The 20,520-nt window shown below is 69.7% G+C and carries 24 protein-coding genes and 1 pseudogene; 16 read left to right on the top strand and 9 right to left on the bottom strand.

Translation table 11 applies throughout. From position 1 onward, the window contains the following. The first annotated feature begins 12 nt into the window (after window positions 1–12). Together FL625_RS08400 and FL625_RS08395 are read left to right on the top strand one after the other, a co-directional pair. Window positions 13–585 carry a hypothetical protein gene (locus tag FL625_RS08400; protein ID WP_149588209.1) on the top strand — a complete coding sequence of 191 codons (573 nt, stop codon included), beginning with the start codon at window positions 13–15 and terminating at the stop codon, window positions 583–585. Further along, window positions 573–1,064 (top strand): lipocalin/fatty acid-binding family protein, encoded by a 492-nt coding sequence (locus FL625_RS08395; RefSeq protein WP_149588208.1) that lies wholly within the window; start codon window positions 573–575, stop codon window positions 1,062–1,064. Before FL625_RS08400 ends, FL625_RS08395 begins: the two co-directional genes overlap by 13 nt. Window positions 1,065–1,142: 78 nt before the next feature. Here the strand turns inward: FL625_RS08395 and FL625_RS08390 are convergent, their stop codons facing one another. Then, window positions 1,143–2,000, bottom strand: coding sequence for a helix-turn-helix transcriptional regulator (locus tag FL625_RS08390; protein WP_149588207.1), 858 nt, complete (start codon window positions 1,998–2,000; stop codon window positions 1,143–1,145). 144 nt (window positions 2,001–2,144) lie between these two features. Between FL625_RS08390 and FL625_RS08385 the strand changes: the two genes are divergently transcribed. Beyond that, a complete protein-coding gene (locus FL625_RS08385) occupies window positions 2,145–3,101 on the top strand; it encodes a fatty acid desaturase (RefSeq protein ID WP_235019359.1) in 957 nt (318 codons plus the stop codon). Here the strand turns inward: FL625_RS08385 and FL625_RS08380 are convergent. Together FL625_RS08380 and FL625_RS08375 are read right to left on the bottom strand one after the other, a co-directional pair. After that, window positions 3,021–3,631: pseudogene (locus FL625_RS08380) on the bottom strand (NUDIX hydrolase). The gene FL625_RS08385 and the pseudogene FL625_RS08380 sit on opposite strands and share 81 nt — an antisense overlap. Then, a complete protein-coding gene (locus FL625_RS08375) occupies window positions 3,624–4,016 on the bottom strand; it encodes a DUF983 domain-containing protein (RefSeq protein WP_435532704.1) in 393 nt (130 codons plus the stop codon). Before FL625_RS08375 ends, FL625_RS08380 begins: the two are co-directional and overlap by 8 nt. A 206-nt stretch (window positions 4,017–4,222) precedes the next feature. Here FL625_RS08375 and FL625_RS08370 point away from each other — a divergent pair, with 206 nt between their 5' ends. Genes FL625_RS08370 through FL625_RS08355 form a run of 4 tightly spaced genes read left to right on the top strand, consistent with a single transcriptional unit; the run spans window position 4,223 to window position 6,244 of the window. After that, complete coding sequence (locus FL625_RS08370) at window positions 4,223–4,744, top strand: EF-hand domain-containing protein (protein WP_149588204.1); 522 nt, start codon at window positions 4,223–4,225, stop codon at window positions 4,742–4,744. Between the two features lie 42 nt (window positions 4,745–4,786). Next, window positions 4,787–5,395, top strand: a complete 609-nt coding sequence (locus FL625_RS08365) for an RNA polymerase sigma factor (protein WP_149588203.1) — start codon at window positions 4,787–4,789, stop codon at window positions 5,393–5,395. After that, complete coding sequence (locus FL625_RS08360; protein ID WP_149588202.1) at window positions 5,385–5,723, top strand: hypothetical protein; 339 nt, start codon at window positions 5,385–5,387, stop codon at window positions 5,721–5,723. The genes FL625_RS08365 and FL625_RS08360 overlap by 11 nt, the downstream gene beginning before the upstream one ends. Before the next feature lie 5 nt (window positions 5,724–5,728). Then, the gene (locus tag FL625_RS08355) at window positions 5,729–6,244 is read left to right on the top strand and encodes a periplasmic heavy metal sensor (protein ID WP_149588201.1); all 516 of its coding nucleotides are present in this window, start codon (window positions 5,729–5,731) and stop codon (window positions 6,242–6,244) included. Window positions 6,245–6,254: 10 nt separating this feature from the next. Here FL625_RS08355 and FL625_RS08350 read toward each other — a convergent pair whose 3' ends face one another. Further along, window positions 6,255–7,643: a diguanylate cyclase gene (locus tag FL625_RS08350; protein WP_149588200.1), complete on the bottom strand. Its 1,389-nt coding sequence runs from the start codon at window positions 7,641–7,643 to the stop codon at window positions 6,255–6,257. 153 nt (window positions 7,644–7,796) lie between these two features. Here FL625_RS08350 and FL625_RS08345 point away from each other — a divergent pair, with 153 nt between their 5' ends. The 3 genes from FL625_RS08345 (at window position 7,797) to FL625_RS08335 (ending at window position 10,452) form a co-directional block, all read left to right on the top strand. After that, entirely contained in the window at window positions 7,797–8,075 is a 279-nt protein-coding gene (locus FL625_RS08345; RefSeq protein ID WP_149588199.1) for a DUF3572 domain-containing protein, read from the top strand. A 24-nt stretch (window positions 8,076–8,099) separates the two neighbouring features. Continuing rightward, window positions 8,100–8,792: an HAD family hydrolase gene (locus FL625_RS08340; RefSeq protein WP_149588343.1), complete on the top strand. Its 693-nt coding sequence runs from the start codon at window positions 8,100–8,102 to the stop codon at window positions 8,790–8,792. A 103-nt stretch (window positions 8,793–8,895) separates the two neighbouring features. Further along, a complete protein-coding gene (locus FL625_RS08335; RefSeq protein ID WP_149588198.1) occupies window positions 8,896–10,452 on the top strand; it encodes a trimethylamine methyltransferase family protein in 1,557 nt (518 codons plus the stop codon). 331 nt (window positions 10,453–10,783) lie between these two features. Here FL625_RS08335 and FL625_RS08330 read toward each other — a convergent pair whose 3' ends face one another. Beyond that, a complete protein-coding gene (locus tag FL625_RS08330) occupies window positions 10,784–11,230 on the bottom strand; it encodes an SRPBCC family protein (protein WP_149588197.1) in 447 nt (148 codons plus the stop codon). Beyond that, complete coding sequence (locus FL625_RS08325; RefSeq protein WP_149588196.1) at window positions 11,227–11,577, bottom strand: ArsR/SmtB family transcription factor; 351 nt, start codon at window positions 11,575–11,577, stop codon at window positions 11,227–11,229. The genes FL625_RS08330 and FL625_RS08325 overlap by 4 nt, the downstream gene beginning before the upstream one ends. A 170-nt stretch (window positions 11,578–11,747) precedes the next feature. On the opposite strand from FL625_RS08325, the gene FL625_RS08320 reads away from it, so the two are divergent. From FL625_RS08320 to FL625_RS08295, 6 genes are all read left to right on the top strand, one after another. Then, window positions 11,748–13,034 (top strand): lipoprotein-releasing ABC transporter permease subunit, encoded by a 1,287-nt coding sequence (locus tag FL625_RS08320; protein WP_149588195.1) that lies wholly within the window; start codon window positions 11,748–11,750, stop codon window positions 13,032–13,034. Beyond that, on the top strand, window positions 13,027–13,701 hold the full coding sequence (locus FL625_RS08315) for an ABC transporter ATP-binding protein (RefSeq protein ID WP_149588194.1): 675 nt from the start codon (window positions 13,027–13,029) through the stop codon (window positions 13,699–13,701). Before FL625_RS08320 ends, FL625_RS08315 begins: the two co-directional genes overlap by 8 nt. A gap of 56 nt (window positions 13,702–13,757) precedes the next feature. Continuing rightward, window positions 13,758–14,150: a c-type cytochrome gene (locus FL625_RS08310; RefSeq protein ID WP_149588193.1), complete on the top strand. Its 393-nt coding sequence runs from the start codon at window positions 13,758–13,760 to the stop codon at window positions 14,148–14,150. Between the two features lie 238 nt (window positions 14,151–14,388). Further along, window positions 14,389–16,119, top strand: a complete 1,731-nt coding sequence (locus FL625_RS08305; RefSeq protein ID WP_160147755.1) for a DUF4153 domain-containing protein — start codon at window positions 14,389–14,391, stop codon at window positions 16,117–16,119. 95 nt (window positions 16,120–16,214) lie between these two features. Then, the gene (locus tag FL625_RS08300; protein WP_235019358.1) at window positions 16,215–16,766 is read left to right on the top strand and encodes a heme NO-binding domain-containing protein; all 552 of its coding nucleotides are present in this window, start codon (window positions 16,215–16,217) and stop codon (window positions 16,764–16,766) included. A 15-nt stretch (window positions 16,767–16,781) separates the two neighbouring features. Then, the gene (locus FL625_RS08295; RefSeq protein WP_235019357.1) at window positions 16,782–17,756 is read left to right on the top strand and encodes a GGDEF domain-containing protein; all 975 of its coding nucleotides are present in this window, start codon (window positions 16,782–16,784) and stop codon (window positions 17,754–17,756) included. A gap of 4 nt (window positions 17,757–17,760) precedes the next feature. Here FL625_RS08295 and FL625_RS08290 read toward each other — a convergent pair whose 3' ends face one another. The 3 genes from FL625_RS08290 to FL625_RS08280 are packed head-to-tail and all read right to left on the bottom strand — an operon-like array spanning window position 17,761 to window position 20,475. Further along, window positions 17,761–18,819, bottom strand: a complete 1,059-nt coding sequence (locus tag FL625_RS08290) for an ABC transporter ATP-binding protein (RefSeq protein WP_149588189.1) — start codon at window positions 18,817–18,819, stop codon at window positions 17,761–17,763. Continuing rightward, window positions 18,816–19,622 (bottom strand): ABC transporter permease, encoded by an 807-nt coding sequence (locus FL625_RS08285; RefSeq protein WP_149588188.1) that lies wholly within the window; start codon window positions 19,620–19,622, stop codon window positions 18,816–18,818. Before FL625_RS08285 ends, FL625_RS08290 begins: the two co-directional genes overlap by 4 nt. Further along, on the bottom strand, window positions 19,612–20,475 hold the full coding sequence (locus FL625_RS08280) for an ABC transporter permease (protein ID WP_149588187.1): 864 nt from the start codon (window positions 20,473–20,475) through the stop codon (window positions 19,612–19,614). The genes FL625_RS08285 and FL625_RS08280 overlap by 11 nt, the downstream gene beginning before the upstream one ends. Between the last annotated feature and the right edge of the window lie 45 nt (window positions 20,476–20,520).

The raw sequence follows: 20,520 nt of genomic DNA, 5'->3' as shown, positions 1-20,520 counted from the left end.
CCGGAGATCCCGATGCCGCGTCCCCTGTCCCTCGCCGTTCTGATGGTCTGTGCCGCGACGCTTTTGTCCGCGTGCCAGCTGACCGGGGCAAAGGGGCCCGCGGCTGCCGGGCAGGACGTGACGGCCAATGCCGTGACCGGCGACCCGATCGAGGTCAAGGCGCTGGACGCCCCGCCGGCGGCGGGGGGCGCGGCCGCAACGACTGCCACCGGCACCGGCACGCAGGCCGCTGCGCCGGGCCCGGCGGTCGCCCCGGCTGATGCGGCGGCTCCGGCACCTGCGGCGGCAATGGCGGAGCCGGCACCCGCGCCGCAGCCAGAGCCGGTCGCCCCCGCGTTGCCGGCCAAGTCCGAGGCGCAGATCGCCTGCGAGAAGAAGGGCGGTGCCTGGTACAAGATCGGATCGGGCGAGAAACGCGCCTGCGTGCGGCCGACGAAGGATTCCGGCAAGCGCTGCGAGCGGGAAAGCCAGTGTGAGGGGGTCTGCCTGGCCAGGTCCGGCACCTGTTCGCCGTTCAAGCCGATGTATGGCTGCAACGAGATCTTCCAGGACAACGGCGCGCGGGTGACCCTGTGTCTCGATTGAGCCTTGCCTTCGCGCTGGTGCTGGCGGCCTGTGTCGCAAGGGCGCCGGCACCGACCGCCTTTCGCGCCGCAGAGGCGCCGATCTGGTCCGCGGCGGCCTTCCAGCCCGCCCAGGTCGCCGGCACCTGGCGGCAGGTGGCGACGTTCCAGCCCGAGGGATCGGCCTGTGGGGCGGGGTCGGTGACCATCACGCCCGAGACGGCCGGCCTGCGCCTGGACGGGACGCTTTGCCTGGCCGGGACGGCGCAGAAGGTGTCGGGCCTCGCCCCGGTCACCGGGCCGGGCCGGATCCGGGTCGGGGGCGAGGAGTGGTGGATCCTCTGGGTGGATACCGGCTATCGGACCCTGGCGATCGGCACGCCCTCGGGACGGTTCGGCATGCTGCTCGACCGGGGCGCCATTCCGGCCGACCGCCTTAAGGCCGCGCGCGAGATCTTCGATTTCAACGGCTATCGCACGGCGGCGTTGACGGCACTCTAGGCACCGCTCGTCGGTCGCTGCGCCCCTCCTCGCCGGGCGGACCTCCGCGACGAGGCAACGAAGTCGGCCGAGGAGCAGTCAGCGGACCCGCTCGAGAAGTTTCCGCAAATGACCACCCATGTCCCGGGCGCCGACCGCCGCCTCGCGCACCAGAAAGTCGAAATGCTGGGTGATCGTCTCGATCCGCGCGCTGTCGCGGAAGGCGAGATAATGGCGGCCGAGGTAGATCACCGCCAGCAGCGGCCCGAAGATCGTCACGGGTGCCGAGAAAAGCCGGCGCGCGTCGAAGAGGCAGACGCGCAGCGACGGATAAAGCTGGTCGCACAGCGTCATCAGGTGGACAAGCTGCGCCCGCCGATGCTCGGCTGGAAGTCCCTCGTAATAGCCCGTCGCGGTGGCGAAGGCTGTCAGCTCGTGCAGGGGCAGCGCGATCTCGTAATCCGACCCCGATGCGCGCATCCAGCGCAGGCGGTCCTCGAAGGCGCCGATGGCCTGTTCCGCCGTGCGGCCGAGCTGCGGCTCGTATTCCCATTCGACCACGGCGCGGGTCTTGAGCATGTCGGGCAGGGTCGCGGGGACATGGCGGATCTTGTAGCCCGCCGCCTCCTGGTGCCACGCGAAGATGCGTTCGTCGATCAGCGCCCGCGGCGCCTCGGTCAGGGTCAGCGATGCGGCGAGCAGGTCCGCGATGGGTTCCGGGCGCCCGGACAAGCCAAGAAGCCAGTCGGCGCTGATCCCCAGGGCGCGGGCACAGTCGGCCGCAAGCTGCGCATTGGGCAGCCGCTTTCCCGGTTGCAACAGCGCCGAGATCGTCGAGCGGTCCGCCCCCGTCTGCCGCGCCAGTTCCGCCTGGGTGATCCCCCGGGCCGCCATCGCCTCGGCCAGGCGAGTGCGGAACTGGGCCGCGCGGTCGCGTTTGTCGACTTTTTCCAGCATATGTCGTGTTTCCAAAACAGATGTCGTATGAAGTTGACGATACTCCGAATTCACGGCAGATGGTGAAAACGTTAGCGTCACATGGACGTTACCTAGCCGAGGACCGCCGTGCCCACCGCGACCCGGGCCACAGAATGGCCGACCGTGATCCTGTTTGTCGCGACCTATGCCCTCTGGGCGGCGGGAACCACGCTTCTCTGGCCATTGTCGCCCGTCCTGGCCCTGCTGGTCACCGGCATCGCCATCGCTCAGCTGTCGTCGTTGGCGCACGAGGTGCTGCATGGCCATCCGTTCCGGTCGCAGCTTCTGTCCGAGGCGCTGGTCTTTCCTGCCACGGGGCTGGTCATTCCCTACCTGCGGTTCAAGGATACCCACCTTCAGCATCACAACGACGCGGCGCTGACCGATCCTTACGACGATCCGGAGTCGAACTACCTCGATCCCGCGGTCTGGGCGCGGTTGCCGCGCGCGGCGCAGCTGATCCTCCGGGCGAACAACACGCTGGCGGGGCGGGTTCTGATCGGGCCGCTGGTCGGCACGGCGGTCTTCCTGGCGCAGGATCTGCGTCTGGCGCTGAAGGGCGACCGGCGGGTGATCCTGGCCTGGGCGCTGCACCTGCCGGGGCTGGCGCTGGTCATCGGCTGGCTCCGGGCGGTGGGGCAGATGCCGGTCTGGGCCTATCTGCTGGCCGCCTACATCGGGACCGCGCTGCTGAAGATCCGCACCTTCCTGGAGCACCGCGCGCACGAGGCGGCGCGGGCGCGCACGGTCATCATCGAAAGCCGGGGCCCGCTGAGCCTTCTGTTCCTGAACAACAATTTCCATGTGGTCCACCACATGCACCCTTCGGTGCCGTGGTATCGGCTGCCCAGCCTCTATGCCGCGCGGAAGGAGCACTACCAGCGCCGGAACGAGGCCTACGTCTATCGCAACTATGCCGAGATCATCCGCCGCTACCTGTTCAAGGCGAAGGACCCGGTCCCGCACCCGATCTGGCCGGTCTACAAGGGCGCGATGGGCTCAGACGAGGCGGCGGAACTGCGGGGTGGCGCCGGAATTGTCGAAGAACGGCACGCCGGGCTGGTCACCGCCCGCCACTAGCGCCGCGACCTCGGCCAGCACGACCTCGGTGATGAAGGGCAGGTCCAGTGCGCGCGCCTGCGGCAGGGGCAGCCAGCGCAGGTGAGACAGCTCGCCGGAGGCGGCGGAGAAGTCGTCGCCGTCGCCCTCCGGCCCTTCGGCATGGGCCACAAGGAAGCGCGCGTCGAACCGGCGGCTGCGGCCCGGCGGTGTGATCGCGCGGAAGACGAAGCGCAGCGAGGGGCGGTCCAACGCGGCCAGGTTCAGGCCGGTTTCCTCGGTCAGCTCGCGCAGGGCGGCCGCGACGATGGCGCCGGGCGGGGGGGGGCGTCCTCGGGAACCATCTGGCTCAGCCTTCTGACGCTATCGGGCGACAGGAACCCCTGGCCTGCGGAAGGGAGATCCTCGGGATCGACGCGACCGCCGGGGAAAACGAATTTCGACGGCATGAACACGGCGCCTTCGCCGCGCTGGCCCATCAGCACCTGCGGTCCGTCGCTGCTGTCGCGCCAGAGGACGACTGTCGCCGCCGGGCGAATCGGTTCAGTCATGCGGGGCCGCGCCGAAGCCGTGCATGCGGTTGGCCCATTGCAGTGCCACCAGCACACCCTTGAGGCGGGGCAGCAGGTAGAGCGACAGGGCCACCGTGCCGATGGTGAAACCGACCGCCAGCACCAGCGGCTCGGGCCGCCACTTGGTGTAGGTGAACAGCAGGATCGGTGCCAGCAGGTGGCCGACGATCAGGATGGTCAGATAGGCAGGGCCGTCATCGGCGCGGTGGTGGTGCAGTTCCTCGCCGCAGACCGGGCAGGCATCGCGCACCTTGAGATAGCCGCGCAGCATCGGCCCCGCGCCGCAGTTCGGGCAGCGGCGGCGCCATCCGCGCAGGAGCGCGGGTTTCAACGGGCGGTCTTCGGGCGTGCTGGTTTCGGTCATTGTCATGAGTGCGGTCCTCGGCTCCCGGGCGGGGTGGCCGGGTGCGGTGGACAATAGCGCCCTGCGCGGATGCTTCACAGGGGAAAGGTCGGTCCTGTGTCCGCGTGTCGCATATTCCCGCGACTTCCCGCGACGGAATGGCGAAGTCTTGCCGTGTGACTGTGCAGAAGGGGCCGACAGGCGGCCCCGAGGCAGGAGATGATCAGATGAACGCAGCGCGCAAGACCACTTTCGCACTTCTGGCCCTGACCGGTGCCTTGGCGGCTTCGGCAGCCCTGGCAGACCGTGGCATGGGCGGAATGGGCGGAATCGGCGGCATGGGTGGACCCGGCGGCCGGGGCGCCATGATGCTGGAGATGTTCGACGCCATTGACGCGAACAAGGACGGCAAGATCACCCAGGACGAGATCGCCGCGCACCGGGTGGCCGAGTTTGCCGCCGCCGACACCAACGGCGACGGTCAGCTTGGCTCCGAGGAGCTTCAGGCGCAGATGCTCAATCAGATGATGGCACGCCGGGCCTCCCGGATGATCGAGAACATGGACGCGGACGGCAACGGATCGCTCTCTGCCGACGAGATGCGCGAGGGTCCGCTGTCGGCGAACTTCGCCCGGATCGACACCGACAATGACGGCGCGATCTCGAAGGAGGAAGCGCAGGCCGCAGCCGAGAAGGTCGGCAAGCGCCGGGAAGGGCGCCGCCACATGATGGGCGGCACCGACAACTGACGCCTTTCCCCGCGACAGGTGCCGGGTTAGACCAGACGCAGGATGACAATGGCCTTCGATGCAGGCGGTGAGCTCTCGGACGAGGCGCTGATGGTGCTCTATGCCAATGGAGACCGCCACGCAGCACTTGCCCTCACCCGGCGCATAACCCCGCGCGTCCTGGCCTATGCAGCCCGGCTTCTGTCCGGAGACCGGGCCGAGGCCGAGGACGTGGCGCAGGAGACCATGCTGCGCCTGTGGAAGGTCGCCCCCCAGTGGCGGCAAGGCGAGACTCGGGTGACGACCTGGGCTTACCGGGTCGCCACCAATCTGTGCATCGACCGCCAGAGGGCGCGGGGTCGCAGGCGGCAGACGGCGCTGGAGGATGCACCCGAGGTTGCCGATGCCTCCCCCAACGCGGAAGGCCGCTTGCAGGAAGCCGGGCGGATGCAGGCGCTGGAGGCGGCGCTGGCCGAGCTTCCCGACCGGCAAAGGCAGGCGGTGGTGCTGCGGCACCTCGAAGGGATGACCAACCCCGAGATCGCGGCGATCATGGAGATCGGGGTCGAGGCGGTGGAAAGCCTGACGGCACGCGGCAAGCGCGCGCTGTCGGCGGCACTATCGGGCCGGAAGGAGGCCCTTGGCTATGAGGATGACGGACATGCAGGATGATGATCTGGACCGTCTGCTTTCGGCGGCGGCGTCCGCACCCGTCCGGCCCACGGACGCGCTGATGGAGCGGGTCTTGGCCGATGCGCTGGCGCTGCAGCCGGCACCGGCCACGCTGAGGCCCGGTCCCGCCCGTACGCGCCCGGGGCTGCTGGCCCGGATCGCCGCCGCGATCGGCGGGGGGCCGGTGCTGGCCGGCCTGGGCAGCGCCGCGATATTCGGGCTGGCGCTGGGCTATCTCAGCCCGACGACCCTTGATTACCTGACAGGATCCACCGTCGATGCGGCGGAATTCTTCCCCGATGCCGATTTCCTGACGACCGAAGGCTGACCGCGATGACCGAGCAACCAGGCCCCACCCAAGAGCTTTCGACGCCGCCGCAGCCGCCCGAGCCGCCCGGCTCCGGCGGCTCGCGCTGGCTGAAGCTGGCGCTGGCCGTCTCGGTCGCGCTGAACCTGGCCGTGGCGGGGCTGGCTCTGGGCGCCTGGCTGGGCGACGGGCCGCGCAAGGGCATGCCGCGCGATCTGTCCTTCGGTCCCTTCACCGAGGCGCTGAGCGACAAGGACCGCCGCGCGCTGCGCCGCGACCTCATGGGGCGGCTGGGCGAGTTCCGCACCTCGCGCGAGGCGGCGCGTGCCGAGTTCACCGGGCTTCTGGCCGCATTGCGGGCCGATCCCTTCGACCCCGAGGGCCTGAAGGCGGCACTGGCCGCGATCGAGAGGCGCAACGCCGAGCGGCTGGAAATGGGCCGCAGCCTGATCGAGAAGCGCCTTGTCGAGATGACGGTCGAGGAACGCCGGGCCTTTGCCGACCGGCTGGAACGCGGGATCCAGCGCCTGCCGAAGCCCTGAGCGGCGACGGTCAGGCCGCGCTGAGCCGGAAGGTCACCTGGTTCCGTCCGGCACCCTTGGATTCCAGGAGCGCGAGGTCGGCCTGTTCCACCAGCCCCTCGATCCCGAAACTGTCCGGACCGGCGGTCCCTGCGACCGCGACGCCGATCGAGACGGTGACCCGCAACGCCTCGCCCGAGTCGATGCGGATCGGCTCGTCGTCCATCACGTGGCACAGCCGCTCGGCAACCGCGCGCGCCATGGGCATGCCGGTGCGGGGCAGGATGGCGAGGAACTCCTCGCCGCCGATCCGCGCCAGAACGTCGGTGTCGCGCAGGTTGGCGGTCAGGCGGCGTGCGACCTCGATCAGCACCTGGTCGCCGGCCGCATGGCCGTAAAGGTCGTTGACCTGCTTGAAGCGATCAAGATCCATCACCATGACCGCGAAGGGCGCTCCCTCTGCCCGCGCCCGCTCGGCCACGGCGGTCAGCTGCGGGGCGGCGAAGCGGCGGTTGTAAAGCCCGGTCAGGGGGTCGCGCATCGCCAGGCGCAGGCCATCCTGCATCCGGGCGCGCTGCCGGTCGGAATGGCGCTTGCGCCGCAACAGACCTCGCGTGCGCAGCACCAGTTCCTCGGCGGATACTCCCGGTCCCATGGCATCGTCCGCCCCGAGGTCGAAGGCCATCGCCGCCTCGTCCCCGGCGCCGGCCGGGCCGACCACGCAAACCGCCGCATGGCGCGTCGCCTGGTGGCTTTTCAGCTCCGACAGAAGCCGCAGCGTTGCCGACGGATTGCGGCCATCGTCCTCCAGGACATAGACCTCCGGCAGCGTATCGCGTCCGGCGCGCCGGGCGATCTCGGCCAGGGCCTCGCCGCGCGAGAGCACCACCAGCCGGTCGCGCAGGCGCCCGGCCAGCGCCTCGCGCAGGGTTTCGCCGGTCTGGTGCTGTGGCGTGACCAGGGCGATCGTGGCCTGCGGTTCGAAGACGGCAGAAGCCTCGGCCAGCCCTGCCATCGCCAGGGCGTCCGGCGCGGGAAAGTCGCTTTCCGCCTTGAGGCGCAGAAGGTTGCGCAGCCGCGCCAGAAGCACGCGTTCGTTGGCGGGCTGCTCCATCACGTCGTCGGCCCCGGCCGCGAAGGCCGCCAGACGCTCCGCCGCCGTGCCGGTTGCCGTCAGGGCGATCACCGGAATGTCGCCGCAGGCCGGGTCGCGCCGCAGCCGTTGCAGCACCTCCAGCCCCGAGATGTCGGGCAGCCCCAGGTCGAGAAGGATCAGGTCGGGCCGATGGTCCTGCACCATGGCAAGGCAGGTCGCCCCGTCCTGGGCAAGCGTGACCTCGTAGAAGGCGGCGGAGAGCCGAGCCTGCTGGACGATCCGGTTCGAGGCCACATCGTCAACGATGAGAATCCGTGCGCTCATCTTCCTTGCCGTCTTGTCCATCGCCGTGATGCGGGACAGTCTGCGTGCAAGAAGGTTAAGAAATCCTTTAACACGCCCGGTAAGGTCCTGCCCTGGCGGAGCCGGACGCCAGGGAATGATCGCGAGGCGTGTTGGATGGGGGACCATGCAGGTATGACGCCGGAGAATGCGCAGGTGCTGGCCTTGCAGGCACTGGCCTGGATCGCCTCCGAGGACCAGGTCCTTCCCCTCTTTCTGGCCGCGACCGGCGCCGGGCTGGCCGATCTGCGCGCGCAGGCGGCCGAGCCGGAATTCCAGGGGGCGGTGCTGGATTTCCTCTTGCAGGATGACGCCTGGGTGGTTGCCTTCTGCGACCGTCACGGTCATCCCTACAGTGCGCCCCTCGCCGCGCGCCTGGCCTTGCCGGGCGGGGCCGAGACGCACTGGACCTGACCCTTGATCCTGGATGCACCCGCGATGATTGATGGCCTCCTGTTCGACAAGGACGGAACCCTGTTCGACTTTCGGGTCAGCTGGGGCCGCTGGGCCGGGGACTTTCTGGCTCGGATCGCCCGGGACGCGGGTCACGCGGCGCGGCTGGGACAGGCCATCGGCTTCGATAGCGCCACCGGCAGCTTTGCGCCGGACAGCCCGGTCATCGCCGCGACGGCCGCCGACATTGCCGCAGCGCTGGCAAAGGAGTTGCCGGGTCTGACGGTGGCCGAGCTGACCGAGCGCATCGACGCCAGCGCCGCGCAAGCGCCGATGTCCGAGGCGGTGCCTTTGCGTCCCCTGCTCGAGGGCCTGCGTCGCAAGGGTTTGCGGCTGGGACTTGCGACGAACGATTCCGAAGTGCCGGCACGGCAGCACCTGGCCAACCACGGCATCACCGACTGTTTCGACTTCATCGCCGGCTACGACTCGGGTCATGGCGCCAAGCCGGGACCCGGAATGTGCCTGGCCTTCGCGCGGGTCACTGGCCTCGCGCCCGCGCGGGTGGCGATGGTGGGCGACAGCCGGCACGATCTGGAGGCCGGGCGTGCGGCCGGGATGCGGACCGTCGCGGTGCTGACAGGCATCGCCCGGCGGGAGGACCTGGCGCCGCATGCCGACGTTGTCCTGGGCGATATCGGCGAGATTCCGGGCTGGCTCGCCGGTCTTGGATACTGACGATCTCGGGCCAAGAGCAAAAGCGACGCTTTTTTGTCGCGAACGCGGTAACGCCCGACGCTTCGCTTTCGCATCTTCGGACAGGCACAACGGAGATGCAACGATGACCGATGAACCAGTCCGCAGGAAGCGTGCCGGGGGCCGGGCCGGGATGAAGGTCCGTGCCGGGACCGCGGTGATCGATCAGATGCCTTGGCGGATCCCGGTCAACCCGGACGCTCCGGTCGAACCGCTGGATGCCGAGGGGGTGCAGCGGATCCACAAGACCGCCATGCGGATCCTGTGCGACATCGGGATCGAGTTCCTGAACCCCGAGGCCGTCGAGCATCTGCGCAAGGCGGGCTGCATCGTGAACGGGACCAACGTCCGGATGGACGAGGATTTCGTGATGGAGATGGTCGCCCGCGCGCCCGAGACCTTCACCATCACGCCTCGCAACCCCGAGCGGGAACTTATCATGGGCGGCAGGCACATGCTGTTCGTGAACGTGAGTTCCCCGCCGAACGCCTGGGACATGGAGCGCGGCAAGCGGTCGGGCGACTTCGAGACGTTCAAGGAATTCATGAAGCTGACGCAGTATTTCAACTGCATCCACATCGCGGGCGGCTATCCGGTGGAGCCGGTGGACATCCATGCCTCGGTCCGGCACCTCGACTGCCTGTATGAAAAGCTGACGCTGACCGACAAGGTCGTCCATGCCTACAGCCTCGGGGCCGAGCGGGTCGAGGACGTGATGGAGATGGTCCGCATCGCGGGGGGCCTTACGGAGAGCGAATTCCAGGCGAAGCCGCGGATGTACACCAACATCAACTCGGTCAGCCCGCTGAAGCACGACTATCCGATGCTGGACGGCGCCATGCGGCTGGCGCGGCGCGGGCAGCCGGTCGTGGTGACGCCCTTCACCCTGGCCGGGGCCATGGCGCCGGTCACCATGGCGGGGGCGGTCGCGCTGTCGATCGCCGAGGCTTTGGCGGCGATCGCTCTACTCGAATACATCGCGCCGGGCTGTCCGGTGGCGATCGGTACCTTCACCTCGAACGTCGACATGAAGTCGGGCGCGCCGGCCTTTGGCACGCCGGAATACATGCGGGCCACGCAGATGACGGGGCAGCTGGTGCGGTTCTACGGCGTGCCGATGCGGGCGTCGGGGGTCTGTGCGGCGAACGTGCCGGACGGGCAGGCGATGTGGGAGACCTCGAACAGCCTTTGGTCGGCGGTCCAGAGCCGGACCAACATGGTCTATCACGCGGCGGGCTGGCTGGAGGGGGGGCTGATCGCGAGCCCGGAGAAGTTCATCATGGACTGCGAGGTCCTGCAGATGATCCAGCGCTATTTCGAGGAGGCGACCTTCGCTACGCGGGACGAGGACCTGGCCTTCGAGGCGATCCGCGAGGTCGGGCCGGGCGGGCATTACTTCGGCATCCAGCACACCCAGGACCGCTATCAGCACGCCTTCTACGCCCCCTTCGTATCGGACTGGCGGAACTATGAGGCGTGGCAGGCCGATGGGGCGGTCTGGACGGTGGAGCGGGCGCACCGGATCTACAAGCAGATCCTGGCCGAGTTCGAGGCGCCCGAGATGCCGGGGGACCGGCTGGAGGAGTTGCTGCGGTTCGTGGCGCGGCGGAAGCAGGAGGGGGGCGCGCCCACCGATTTCTGAGGTGTCCACGGTGGACAAACGCGGATGGTCTTTTGGAAACAAGGACTTGGCCGCGGACGTCAGGGATTTGTCAACCATGTGATCCGGGGCCATCCCGGGTGCCCCCCCATCCCCATCCCCTCCCCACGAGGGGGAGGGGAGGCGTCCTGACGGTCGAGGTCCGGTGCGGGGCAGGCGGCGGCGGAAGGGTGCGCCTGCGGCGCAAGCCTGTTGTCTCGCCTCTGGCCGTTCCGGCCAACCGGCTCGGGTGCCTCCGGCGGGAGTATTTGGGAAAAGGGCAAGGGATGGGGCGAGCCTTCCGGGGTGCCGGAAGGGCGGGGGCGGCTGGCGGTCAGGCGGGGAAGGTCAGGTCCTCGATGCGGGCGTAGACCTCGGCGAGGCCGTCGGTGAAGCCCTGTGCGATGGCCTCGGCCCGGGCGGCGGCGTCGGGGTAGCGGAGAGTGACGGTCATCCTGGTTCCCGAGGCTTCTGGCGCAAGGGTGGTGGTGACGGTCGGGCCGCGGCTGGTGTCGCCGTTGAAATGTTCGACATGGACCATGCGGTGCGGCGGGTCGGCTTCGAGGACGGGGCCGGAGAAGAAGAATTCGGGCCAGTCGTAGCGGAAGCTGCCGCCGGGTCGGGCGTCCATCCGGCAGCCGGTCAGGTCGGGCGAGAGCCATCGGCGGATCAGGGCGGGTTCCGTCAGCGCGCGCCAGACCGTCGCGGGGGGATGCGCGAAGCTGCGGCGGAGGACGATGTCGGTCTCTTCCTCCAGCGCAAGGCGGGTGTCGGGGGTCATTCGGCTGTTCCTTTCGCAGGGGTTTCGTCGGGCTGTGGCAGGCTGTCGAGCAGGGTATCGAGGCGCTGGAACCGATCTTCCCAGAGCGCGCGATACTGGCCGAGCCAGTGCCAGAGCTGCGCCATCGCGTCGGGTTTCAGGCGTCGGGGGCGGGCGGTGCCGGCGATGCGCGTCTCGATCAGGCCGGCGTCTTCCAGCACCTTCAGGTGGCGGCTGATGGCGGGCTGCGAGATGGCGAAGGGGCGGGCGAGGTCCTGGACCGTGGCCTCGCCCATTGCCAGCCGGGCCAGGATGGCGCGGCGGGTCGGGTCGGCGAGGGCCGCGAAGGGGGCGTCGAGGTCGGGCATCGGAGCCTTTCTATTTAACGAATCATTTATATAACGAAATGTTGAAAAAGGAAAGCCCGCGCTGGCCGGCCGGAAACCGGCGCCGTAGCGGGGCCTGCCTTGACCTTTCCGCCCCTGTCCCGCAGGTTGCCGGGCACCTCAACGATGACCCGGACCGGGCGAAAAGGCAGATGGCACAGAGCACGGCGCCCTTCTCGGGCTTTGAATTCATGATCGCCTGGCGCTATCTGCGCGCGCGGCGCGCCGAGGGCGGGGTCAGCGTGATGACCTGGATCAGCCTGATCGGCATCACGCTGGCGGTCTTTGCGCTGATCCTGACTCTGGCGGTCAGGGCGGGGTTCCGGGCGGAGTTCGTCGATACGATCCTGGGCGCGAACGCGCATGTGACGGTCTATTCGTCGGGCGTGGTGGGCGAGGACGGGCAACTGATCCGCGGCTTTGTCCAGCCCGACGCGATGGCGGCGGCGATCGCGAAGGTGCCTGGGGTGACGCGGGCGGCGCCGCTGATCAAGGGCAAGCTGATGGTCTCGGACGGCGAGGACACCACCGGGGCCGAGGTCTATGGCATGCTGCCCGAGGATTTCGCCGCGATCCCGCGCATCGGGGCCGGGTCGGGCGCCATCGGCGACCTGGCGCGCTATCCCGAGGGCATCGCCATGGGCTCCGGAATCGCGCGCGAGCTGGGCGTCACCGTGGGCGACCGGGTGCGGCTGATCTCGCCCTCGGGCGTGCGGACCGCGATGGGGACGACGCCGCGGGTCAATGCCTACGAGGTCGTCTACATCTTCACCGCCGGCCGCTATGACATCGACACGACGCGCATCTACATGCCCTTCGCCGAGGCGCAGAGCTTCTTCAACAAGGAGGGGCGCGCGGACGAGATCGAGGTCATGGTCGAGAACCCGGACGCGATCGAGAGCTATGGCCCGGCGATCCTGGAGGCGGCGGGGCCGGCGGCGATGCTGTGGACCTGGAAGGACAGTTCGGGGGCGTTCCTGCGGGCGCTCGACATCGAGGACAACGTGATGTTCGTGATCCTGTCGGTCCTGGTGCTGATCGCCACGATGAACATCGTCTCGGGGCTGATCATGCTGGTGAAGAACAAGGGCCGCGACATCGGTATCCTGCGAACCATGGGGCTGACGGAAGGTTCGGTCCTGCGGGTGTTCTTCATCTGCGGGGCCTTCACCGGGGTGATCGGGACCATCGCGGGGGTGGTGCTGGGCTGCGTCACCGCGCTGAACATCGACCAGATCATGAGCTTCATCAACTGGCTGAACGGGGCCGAGGTCTGGGATCCCTCGATCCGGGGCATCTATTCGCTGCCGGCGAAGTTGCAACTGAAGGACGTGCTGGCGGCGGTGGCGCTGTCCCTGGGCCTGTCCTTCGTGGTCACGCTTCTGCCCGCGCGGCGGGCGGCGCGGATGAACCCGGTGGAGGCGCTGCGCTATGAGTGAGATGCTGCGGCTGGAGGGGATCACCAAGGGCTACAACCGGGGCAAGCCCTCCGAGGTCATCGTGCTGCGCGGGGTGGACCTGGCGGTGGCGCCGGGCGAGGTGGTGGCGCTGGTCGCGCCTTCGGGGGCGGGGAAATCGACGCTCTTGCACATCGCGGGGCTTCTGGACGTGCCGGACGAGGGCCGGGTGCGGCTGGACGGGCGCGAGATGGGGGGCCTGTCCGACCGGGCGCGGACCGAGGCGCGGCGGGGCGAGGTGGGGTTCATCTACCAGTTCCACCACCTGTTGCCGGAGTTTTCGGCGCTGGAGAACGTGGTGATCCCGCAGCTGGCGAACGGGGTGGCCAGGGCCGCGGCCGAGGCGCGGGCGCGCGAGCTTCTGGAAAAGGTCGGCGTGGGGGCGCGGGCCGGACATCGGCCGGCGGCCTTGTCGGGAGGCGAGCAGCAGCGGGTGGCCTTCTGCCGGGCGCTGGCCAATGCGCCGAAGCTGCTTCTGGCCGACGAGCCGACGGGGAACCTGGATCCGGCGACCTCGGACCAGGTGTTCGGGGTCTTGATGGATCTGGTGCGGCAGACGGGCCTGTCGGCGCTGATCGCCACGCACAATCTGGAGCTTGCCGCGCGGATGGACCGGGTGGTGCGGCTGGCGGGCGGCAGGGTGACCTGAATCAAGGCAGCCGGGCACGCGCCCAGCGAGGCTGCCGGCGAGCGAGGGAGGAAAGCATGCGGCTTGTTCTGCTGGTGGCGGCGCTGGGTCTGGCGGCCTGCGTCGAAAAGGAGCGGGTTCCGACCGGGGCCGAGGATTTCGCGACCTATTGCGCGGCCTGTCATGGGGCGGGCGGCAAGGGAGACGGGCCGGCGGCCGCGGGGCTGGACCGCAAGCCGGCGGACCTGACGCGGATCGCGGCCCGCAGTGGCGGGGCGTTTCCGGGCACCCGGGTGATGGCGAAGATCTGGGGTTACACGGGCGGGCGGAACGGCGCCTCGCCGATGCCGCAGTTCGGGCCGCTGTTGCAGGGGGAGCTGGTGCCCTATGACGGCGGCGACGGCATCGCCACGCCGACGCCGGTGCGGCTGGTGCAGATCGCCGAGTATCTGAAGACCTTGCAGGAGTGAGACGGCGGCGCCTCGCGAGACGGCTCCCCGGCCGGCGGAACCGCCGCGTCGCGCGGCAGGGTCCGAGGTCTCTGGCGGAAGCCCCCGGCGGGAGCATCTTCGGAACGGGATCCACGGCCTCTGACCGCAGGCAGGCCAGCCTGCACCCCGGCAAGGGGCTTGGCAACCGGACGGAAATCCTGACTATGCCGCCCCAAGGCCGGAGCCAATAACCGGCGGCAGGATGCAGGAGGTGCGGATGACAGGGCAGATTGCGGCGCGGTTGCAGCTTGCCGTGGCGGGCGCCCTTGGCGGGGCGCTTCTCTGGGCGGCGGCAAAGGCGGCGGGGCGGGGCTGGATCGGGGATTACCCCGCGCTGATCCTGATCGGCGCCCTGATGACGCTGTTCGCAGCGCTTCTCGGCATGGCCGGGCCGCTTGGCCTGGGACGGGCCCTGCCGCGCGCCACGGGGCTGGCGGTCGTGCTTGCGGGGCTTCTGGCGCTGAGCATGCTACGCTATGCGACCCCGGACGAGTTCCTGCGCGGCGGGCTGCCGGTGCTTGCGGCATTGACGGTGGCAGGCCTGCCGGTTCCGTTCCTGATCGCAGCCGCCAGGACGGGCTGGCGTGACTACCCGGCGCTGTTCCTGGAAGCCTGGTCGGTGGTTTTGCGTTTTGCCGCCGCGGTGGCGTTCACCGGGCTGGTCTGGCTGGTGATCTACCTGTCGAACGAGGTCCTGCGGATCGTGGGGATCAACGTTATCGGCTCGCTGCTGCGCCAGGAGCTTGTTGTCATGGTGGTGAGCGGCGCGGTGCTGGGGCTGGGCATGGCGGTGATCCATGATCTTGCCGACCTGTTGTCGCCCTATGTGGTGCTGCGCCTGTTCCGGCTGTTCCTGCCGGTCGTGCTGGCGGTTATGGTGGTCTTCCTGGTCGCCCTGCCGTTCCGGGGTCTGTCGGGGCTGGCCGGCGATCTCTCTCCGGCGCTGCTGCTCCTGACGCTGGTGGGCGGCGGCATCGCGCTGGTCTCGATCGCGGTCGACCAGTCGGACGAGGAGGCGGCCGGAAGCCCGGTGCTGCGCCGTTCGGCGCAGGCCATGGCGATCATCCTGCCGGTCCTGGCCGGCCTTGCACTGTGGGCGATCCGGCTGCGGGTGGCAGAGCATGGCTGGTCGCCCGACCGGGTCTTCGTGGCGCTGGTCGCCGGCCTCGGGGTTGCCTATGGCCTGGTCTATGCCCAGGCCGTGCTGCGCGGCGGGCCGTGGATGGAGCGGATCCGGCAGGGCAACATCAGGATGGCGCTGGTGGTCATCGCGCTGGCGGCGCTGTGGCTGACCCCGATCCTGAACGCCGAGCGCATCTCGGCGCAAAGCCAGCTGGCGCGGTTTCTTGACGGTCGGACCCCGGTCGAGGCGCTGGATGTCCAGGCCATGCGCGGCTGGGGCAAGCCGGGTGCCGAGGCTGTGGCGGTGCTGGAAGCGAAGGCGAAGGAACCGGGGCAGGAGATGCTTGCCCGGCTCTTGACCGGCGAGACGCTGGGGCCCGACGAGGCAGAGCAGGACACCCTGCGCGCGGCGGTGGCGGCGGCGCTGCAGGTGCAGCCGGCCACGGCCACGGGCACACGGGACACGTTCCTCGACGCGGCCGAGGCCTACATGCTGCGGGACTGGAACCAGGTCTGTGCCGCCGCATCCGACCCGGCAGGTCCGGCGTGTCTGATGGTCGTGGCGGACCTGATGCCCGTGCTGCCCGGCGAGGAGGCGGTGCTGTTCCTGCGGCGCGGCACCGACTATGTCGAGATCCTGGGGCTGCACCTCGGCCCCGACGGGCGGGTGGTGCAGCGTGGCGTGTCTCGTCCGGACGGTGGCTACTTCAGCGCAACCGAGGCGGCCGATCTGATGCGGGCCTACCAGGACAGTCCTCCGCCCGTGACGCCGGCCCTGCTGAACCAGCTCGGCACCGGCGAGACAGGGTTGATGATTCAGCCGTGACCCGGCGCGGATGGAGGTTCCGTTAAGACATGCGCGCTACTGTGGCTGCGAATCCGTCTGCGAGGTCGGGAATGGATGCGCTCTTGCTGCGATCCGTGCAGAACTATGTACTGGATACCTTCGGTGAGGCCCGCTGGAAGGACATCTGCGATGCTGCCGGTCAACCGGGCCCGACGTTCGAGCCGATGCTGCGCTATCCGCCGGGCCTTGCCGACCGGATCGCAGAGACCGCCGCAGAGGTGCTGGGCCGCCCTGTCCATGCGATCTGGGAGGATGTCGGAACCTATCTGGTGACGAGCCCCGCGCATGAAGGGGTTCGCAGGCTCTTGCGCTTTGGCGGGGTCTCGTTCAGCGACTTCCTGCATTCGCTGGAGGAACTGCCGGGCCGTGCGCGCCTGGCGCTTCCGGATCTGGATCCGCCCGAAATCCTGCTGAGCGAGGTGGGTCCCGACCGGTTCGAGCTGCGTTGCCGGTCGAAGCTGAAGGGGATGCCGCGCGTGCTGGCCGGCATGCTGATGGCCATGGCAGACGACTACGGGGCCCTGTGCCTGATCGAGGCCGGCAAGGACGAGGTCGTCACGATCTCGGTGCTTGACAGCCGGCACTCGCGCGCCCGTGCCTTCGACCTGGCCTTCCCGGGGCGCTGAGCGATGCGGCGCGACTTGACCGGTGCGCGACTGAAGATCGACAGCATCACGCTGGCGCGGTTCATGCCCATGCATCTTCTGCTGGGGGCGGATGGCTGCGCCCAGAGCGTCGGCCCGACGCTGGCGCAGGTCCTGCAGGACAAGGCGAGGCTCGGCACCCCGTTCGAGGAGATGTTCGAGGTGCGCTCGCCCGGTGGCGCGGTGACCGTGCACGAGGTTCTGGAACGGGCCGGGCATCGGTTCCGGCTATGGACCAGGACGGAAAGGCGCTGCGGTCTGCGCGGCCATGGCCAGAGCCTGCCCTGGGACGGCCGGATCCTGTTGAACCTGACCTTTGTCGATCCGGTCGGTGCGGTGCGCGACCACGGTCTGACCGATGCGGATTTCGCGGCCACCGACATGGCGACGGAAGTCCTGTTCCTGGCCGAGGCCACTTCCGCCGTCACGCGCGAGCTGAAGGGGCTGAACCTGCGGCTGGAAGGCGCCCGGATCGCGGCCGAGGAAGAGGCGATGACCGACCCCCTGACCGGTCTGCGCAACCGCCGGGCGGTCGATCTGATCCTCGACCGCCTGTGCGCTGCGCGGTCGAATTTCGGCCTGATGCACATGGACCTCGACCATTTCAAGGCGGTCAACGACACGCTGGGCCATGCGGCGGGGGATTTCGTCCTGGAACGCGTGGGCCGGATCCTGCGCGATCAGCTGCGGTCCGAGGACTGCGCCGCGCGGATCGGCGGCGACGAGTTCGTGCTGATCGTCGCGGGGCGTTCGGAGGCGGCGACGCTGAAGGCCATTGCCAATCGGATCATCGCGCGGGTGGGCGAACCGATGGAATTCGCGGGTCATGCCATCCGGGTTTCGGCCAGTATCGGCATCGTCCGGTCGGCGAACTGTCCCTCCGCCGAAGCCGCACAGGTGAGCGCCGCCGCGGATCGCGCGCTCTATGCGGCGAAACACGCGGGCCGGGGGCGGGCTGTCCTGGCAGACTGAGGCGTCACTCCCCGCCGGTTGCCGCCCGTCCCCGGGGCACGACCCACAGCGCAGCCGGGGGCAAGGAGATCGGCACCCTTGATCCGGGGGAGAGGGCGCGGCCGGCATCGGGAGCGACGAGAGCCTCTAGCGCCACGCCCTGCACGGTCAGGTCGATCCGGGTCTGGGTGCCAAGGAAGGTTGCCGCGCGGACCTCTGCGCCCCGCTGGTTCGGGCCGGGGCCAAGCCGGATCGCTTCGGGCCGGATCGTCAGGAGGCCCGGGCCCTCTGCGGCCGCGAAGGCCAGTTCCAGCGCCCCGAGCGCACAGTCGAACCGGCCTTCGCGGACGCTGCCGGGAAGGAAGTTCACCCCGCCGAAGAAGCGCGCCACCGCCTCGGAGGCAGGGCGGCTGTAGAGGGCCTCGGGTGGTCCGTGCTGGGCGAGCCGGCCGTCAAGCAGAAGCGCGATGCGGTCGGCAAGCGCCACCGCCTCGGCCTGGTCGTGGGTGACGACGAGGGTGGTGATCCCGGTCTCGCGCTGGAGGTCGCGGATCAGGCCGCGCATCTCGTCGCGCAAGGTGGCGTCGAGGCTGGAGAGCGGTTCGTCGAGGAGCAGCACCGCGGGTCGCAGGACCAGCGCCCGGGCCAGCGCGACGCGCTGGGCCTGGCCGCCGGACAGTTGTGCGGGCCTGCGGTCGGCGAGGTCCGACAGGCGGACGCGGGCCAGCATCGCGGCAACCTCGGCGGAAATCCGGTCGGGCGGCAGCCCGCGCATGCGCAGGCCGAAGCCAACGTTTCCCGCCACCGTCAGATGCGGGAAGAGGAGCGGGTTCTGGAACACCATCGCCACCCCGCGCCGTTCCGGCGGCAGGTCGCGGATCGAACGGTCGTCCAGCCGGATGTCGCCGGCATCGGGGGCGATCAGGCCGGCGATCAGCTTCATCGTCGTGGTCTTGCCCGACCCGGACGGGCCGAGGAGCGCGGTCAGGCTGCCGCTTTCCACGGTCAGGTCCAGCCCGTGCAGCGTGGCCGGGCCGCTGCGGGCGTAGGTCTTGGCCAGCCCTGCGAGCGTCAGCCGGGTCATGGCCGCAGGCCCTGGGTCAGCGCCGCACCGCGGCCGGTCACCTGGCGGGCGGTCAGGATCAGGACCAGAACCCCCGGCAGGATGTAAAGCAGCGCGATGGCGCCGGCGATGTCGTTCCGTCCGGCGCTGGAGAAGCTGAAAAGGAGAAGCGGGAGCGTCTGCACCCTGCCGCCGCCGATGGCGAGCGTCAGCAGGTATTGCGACCAGGAGACGAGGAAGGCGAAGAGGCTGGCGGTCAGGAGGCCGGGCAGGATCGCGGGCAGGGTCACGGCGCGGAACGCCCGGAAGGGCGTGGCGCCGAGGGTGCGGGCCTGGGCCTCGAGGTCGGGGTCGAGGCGCGAGAAGACCGCGGCCATGACCAGGGTCATGTAGGGCAGGACCGGGATCAGGTGGGCGAGGATCACGCCCGCGACCGTGCCGGTCAGCCCGAGGCGGAGGAACAGGCCGTGCAGGCCGAAGACCACGGCGATGGAGGGCAGGACGGCGGGGGCGAGGAGGAGCAGCGTGACGATGCCCTTGCCGCGGAAGCGGTAGAGCCCCAGCGCCCGGCCGGCCGGCACGCCGACGAGCGCGGCGAGGAGCGTGGTGGCGAGCGCGATCAGCGTGGTCAGGGCGAGGCTTGCCAGCACTCCCGACGCGGGGTCGAGCGCATGCGCCCAGGCCCGGCCCGACCAGGCCTGCGGCAGAAGCGCGGGAAAGCGCCAGCCCTGCGCCACCGACCAGAGCGCGAGCGGCACCAGCGGCAGGATCAGGAAGCCGGCCAGCGCGAGGCCGGCAAGGAGACGCAGCCGGTCAGCGCGCATCGTGCCCCCCCTGCCGCAGGCCCCGCGCGACGAGGGCCAAGAGCGCAAGGCCGATCGCGGCGATGACGATGGCCATGGCCATGGCCTCGGGCCGCAGGGTCAGGTCGGTGTCCGTCCAGGCCTGCCAGGCGAGCACCGGCAGCGCCTTGGGCGCGTGCTGGCCGAGGACCAGCGGCACCTCGTAGGCGCCGAAGGCGAAGGCGAAGACCAGCGCCGAGGCGGCGGCGAGGCCGGGCGCCAGCATCGGCAAGAGGACATGGCGGAAGGCCTGCCAGCGGGTCGCGCCGAGCGAGCGGGCGACAGATTCGTGATCCTCGCCAAGGGTTTGCAGGTTGGCGAGCAGGATCAGCGTGATGAAGGGCACCTCTTTCCAGACGTAGAGCAGGATGATGCCGATGGCGAAGGGGTCGTTCACCAGCGCCGGAAAGTCCGCCGGCCCGGCGATCAGCCCGCCGGCATGGGCAAGCCGGGCGAAGGCGCCGGATTGCGACAGGAGGTAGAGGATGCCGATGGCGCCCACCACATGCGGGACGGTCAGGTTCAGCTGGACGAGGAAGCTGATGAGGGCGCGGCCGGGGAAGCTCTGCCGCAGGAGAAGTGCGGCGCCAAGCGCGAGGAGGGCGGAGAGGAGCGTCGAAGCGGTGGCGATCCAGAGCGAGAGGCCGAGCGAGGCGAGAAAGCCGGGCGAGGCCAGGATCGCGGCATAAGCGGCGAGGTCGGGGTCGGTCATCCCCAGCGCGGGGAGATAGCGGAAGGAACGCAGGAGCGTCAGGCCAAGCCCGGTCAGGAACAGCCCGCCCAGCACCAGAAGCGCGGGAAGAAGGAGCAGGGCGGTGCGGGTGCGGTCGGTCAAGCGGGGCCTCTCGAAGGGTCGCGGCAGCTTGCGTCAGGGCGGGGC

It is taken from the genome of Tabrizicola flagellatus (genome assembly GCF_008271465.1).
Classification (GTDB): Bacteria; Pseudomonadota; Alphaproteobacteria; order Rhodobacterales; family Rhodobacteraceae; genus Tabrizicola; species Tabrizicola flagellata.
Note: the sequence above shows the minus strand (reverse complement) of the source record. Positions and strands in the feature narration are given on the sequence as shown.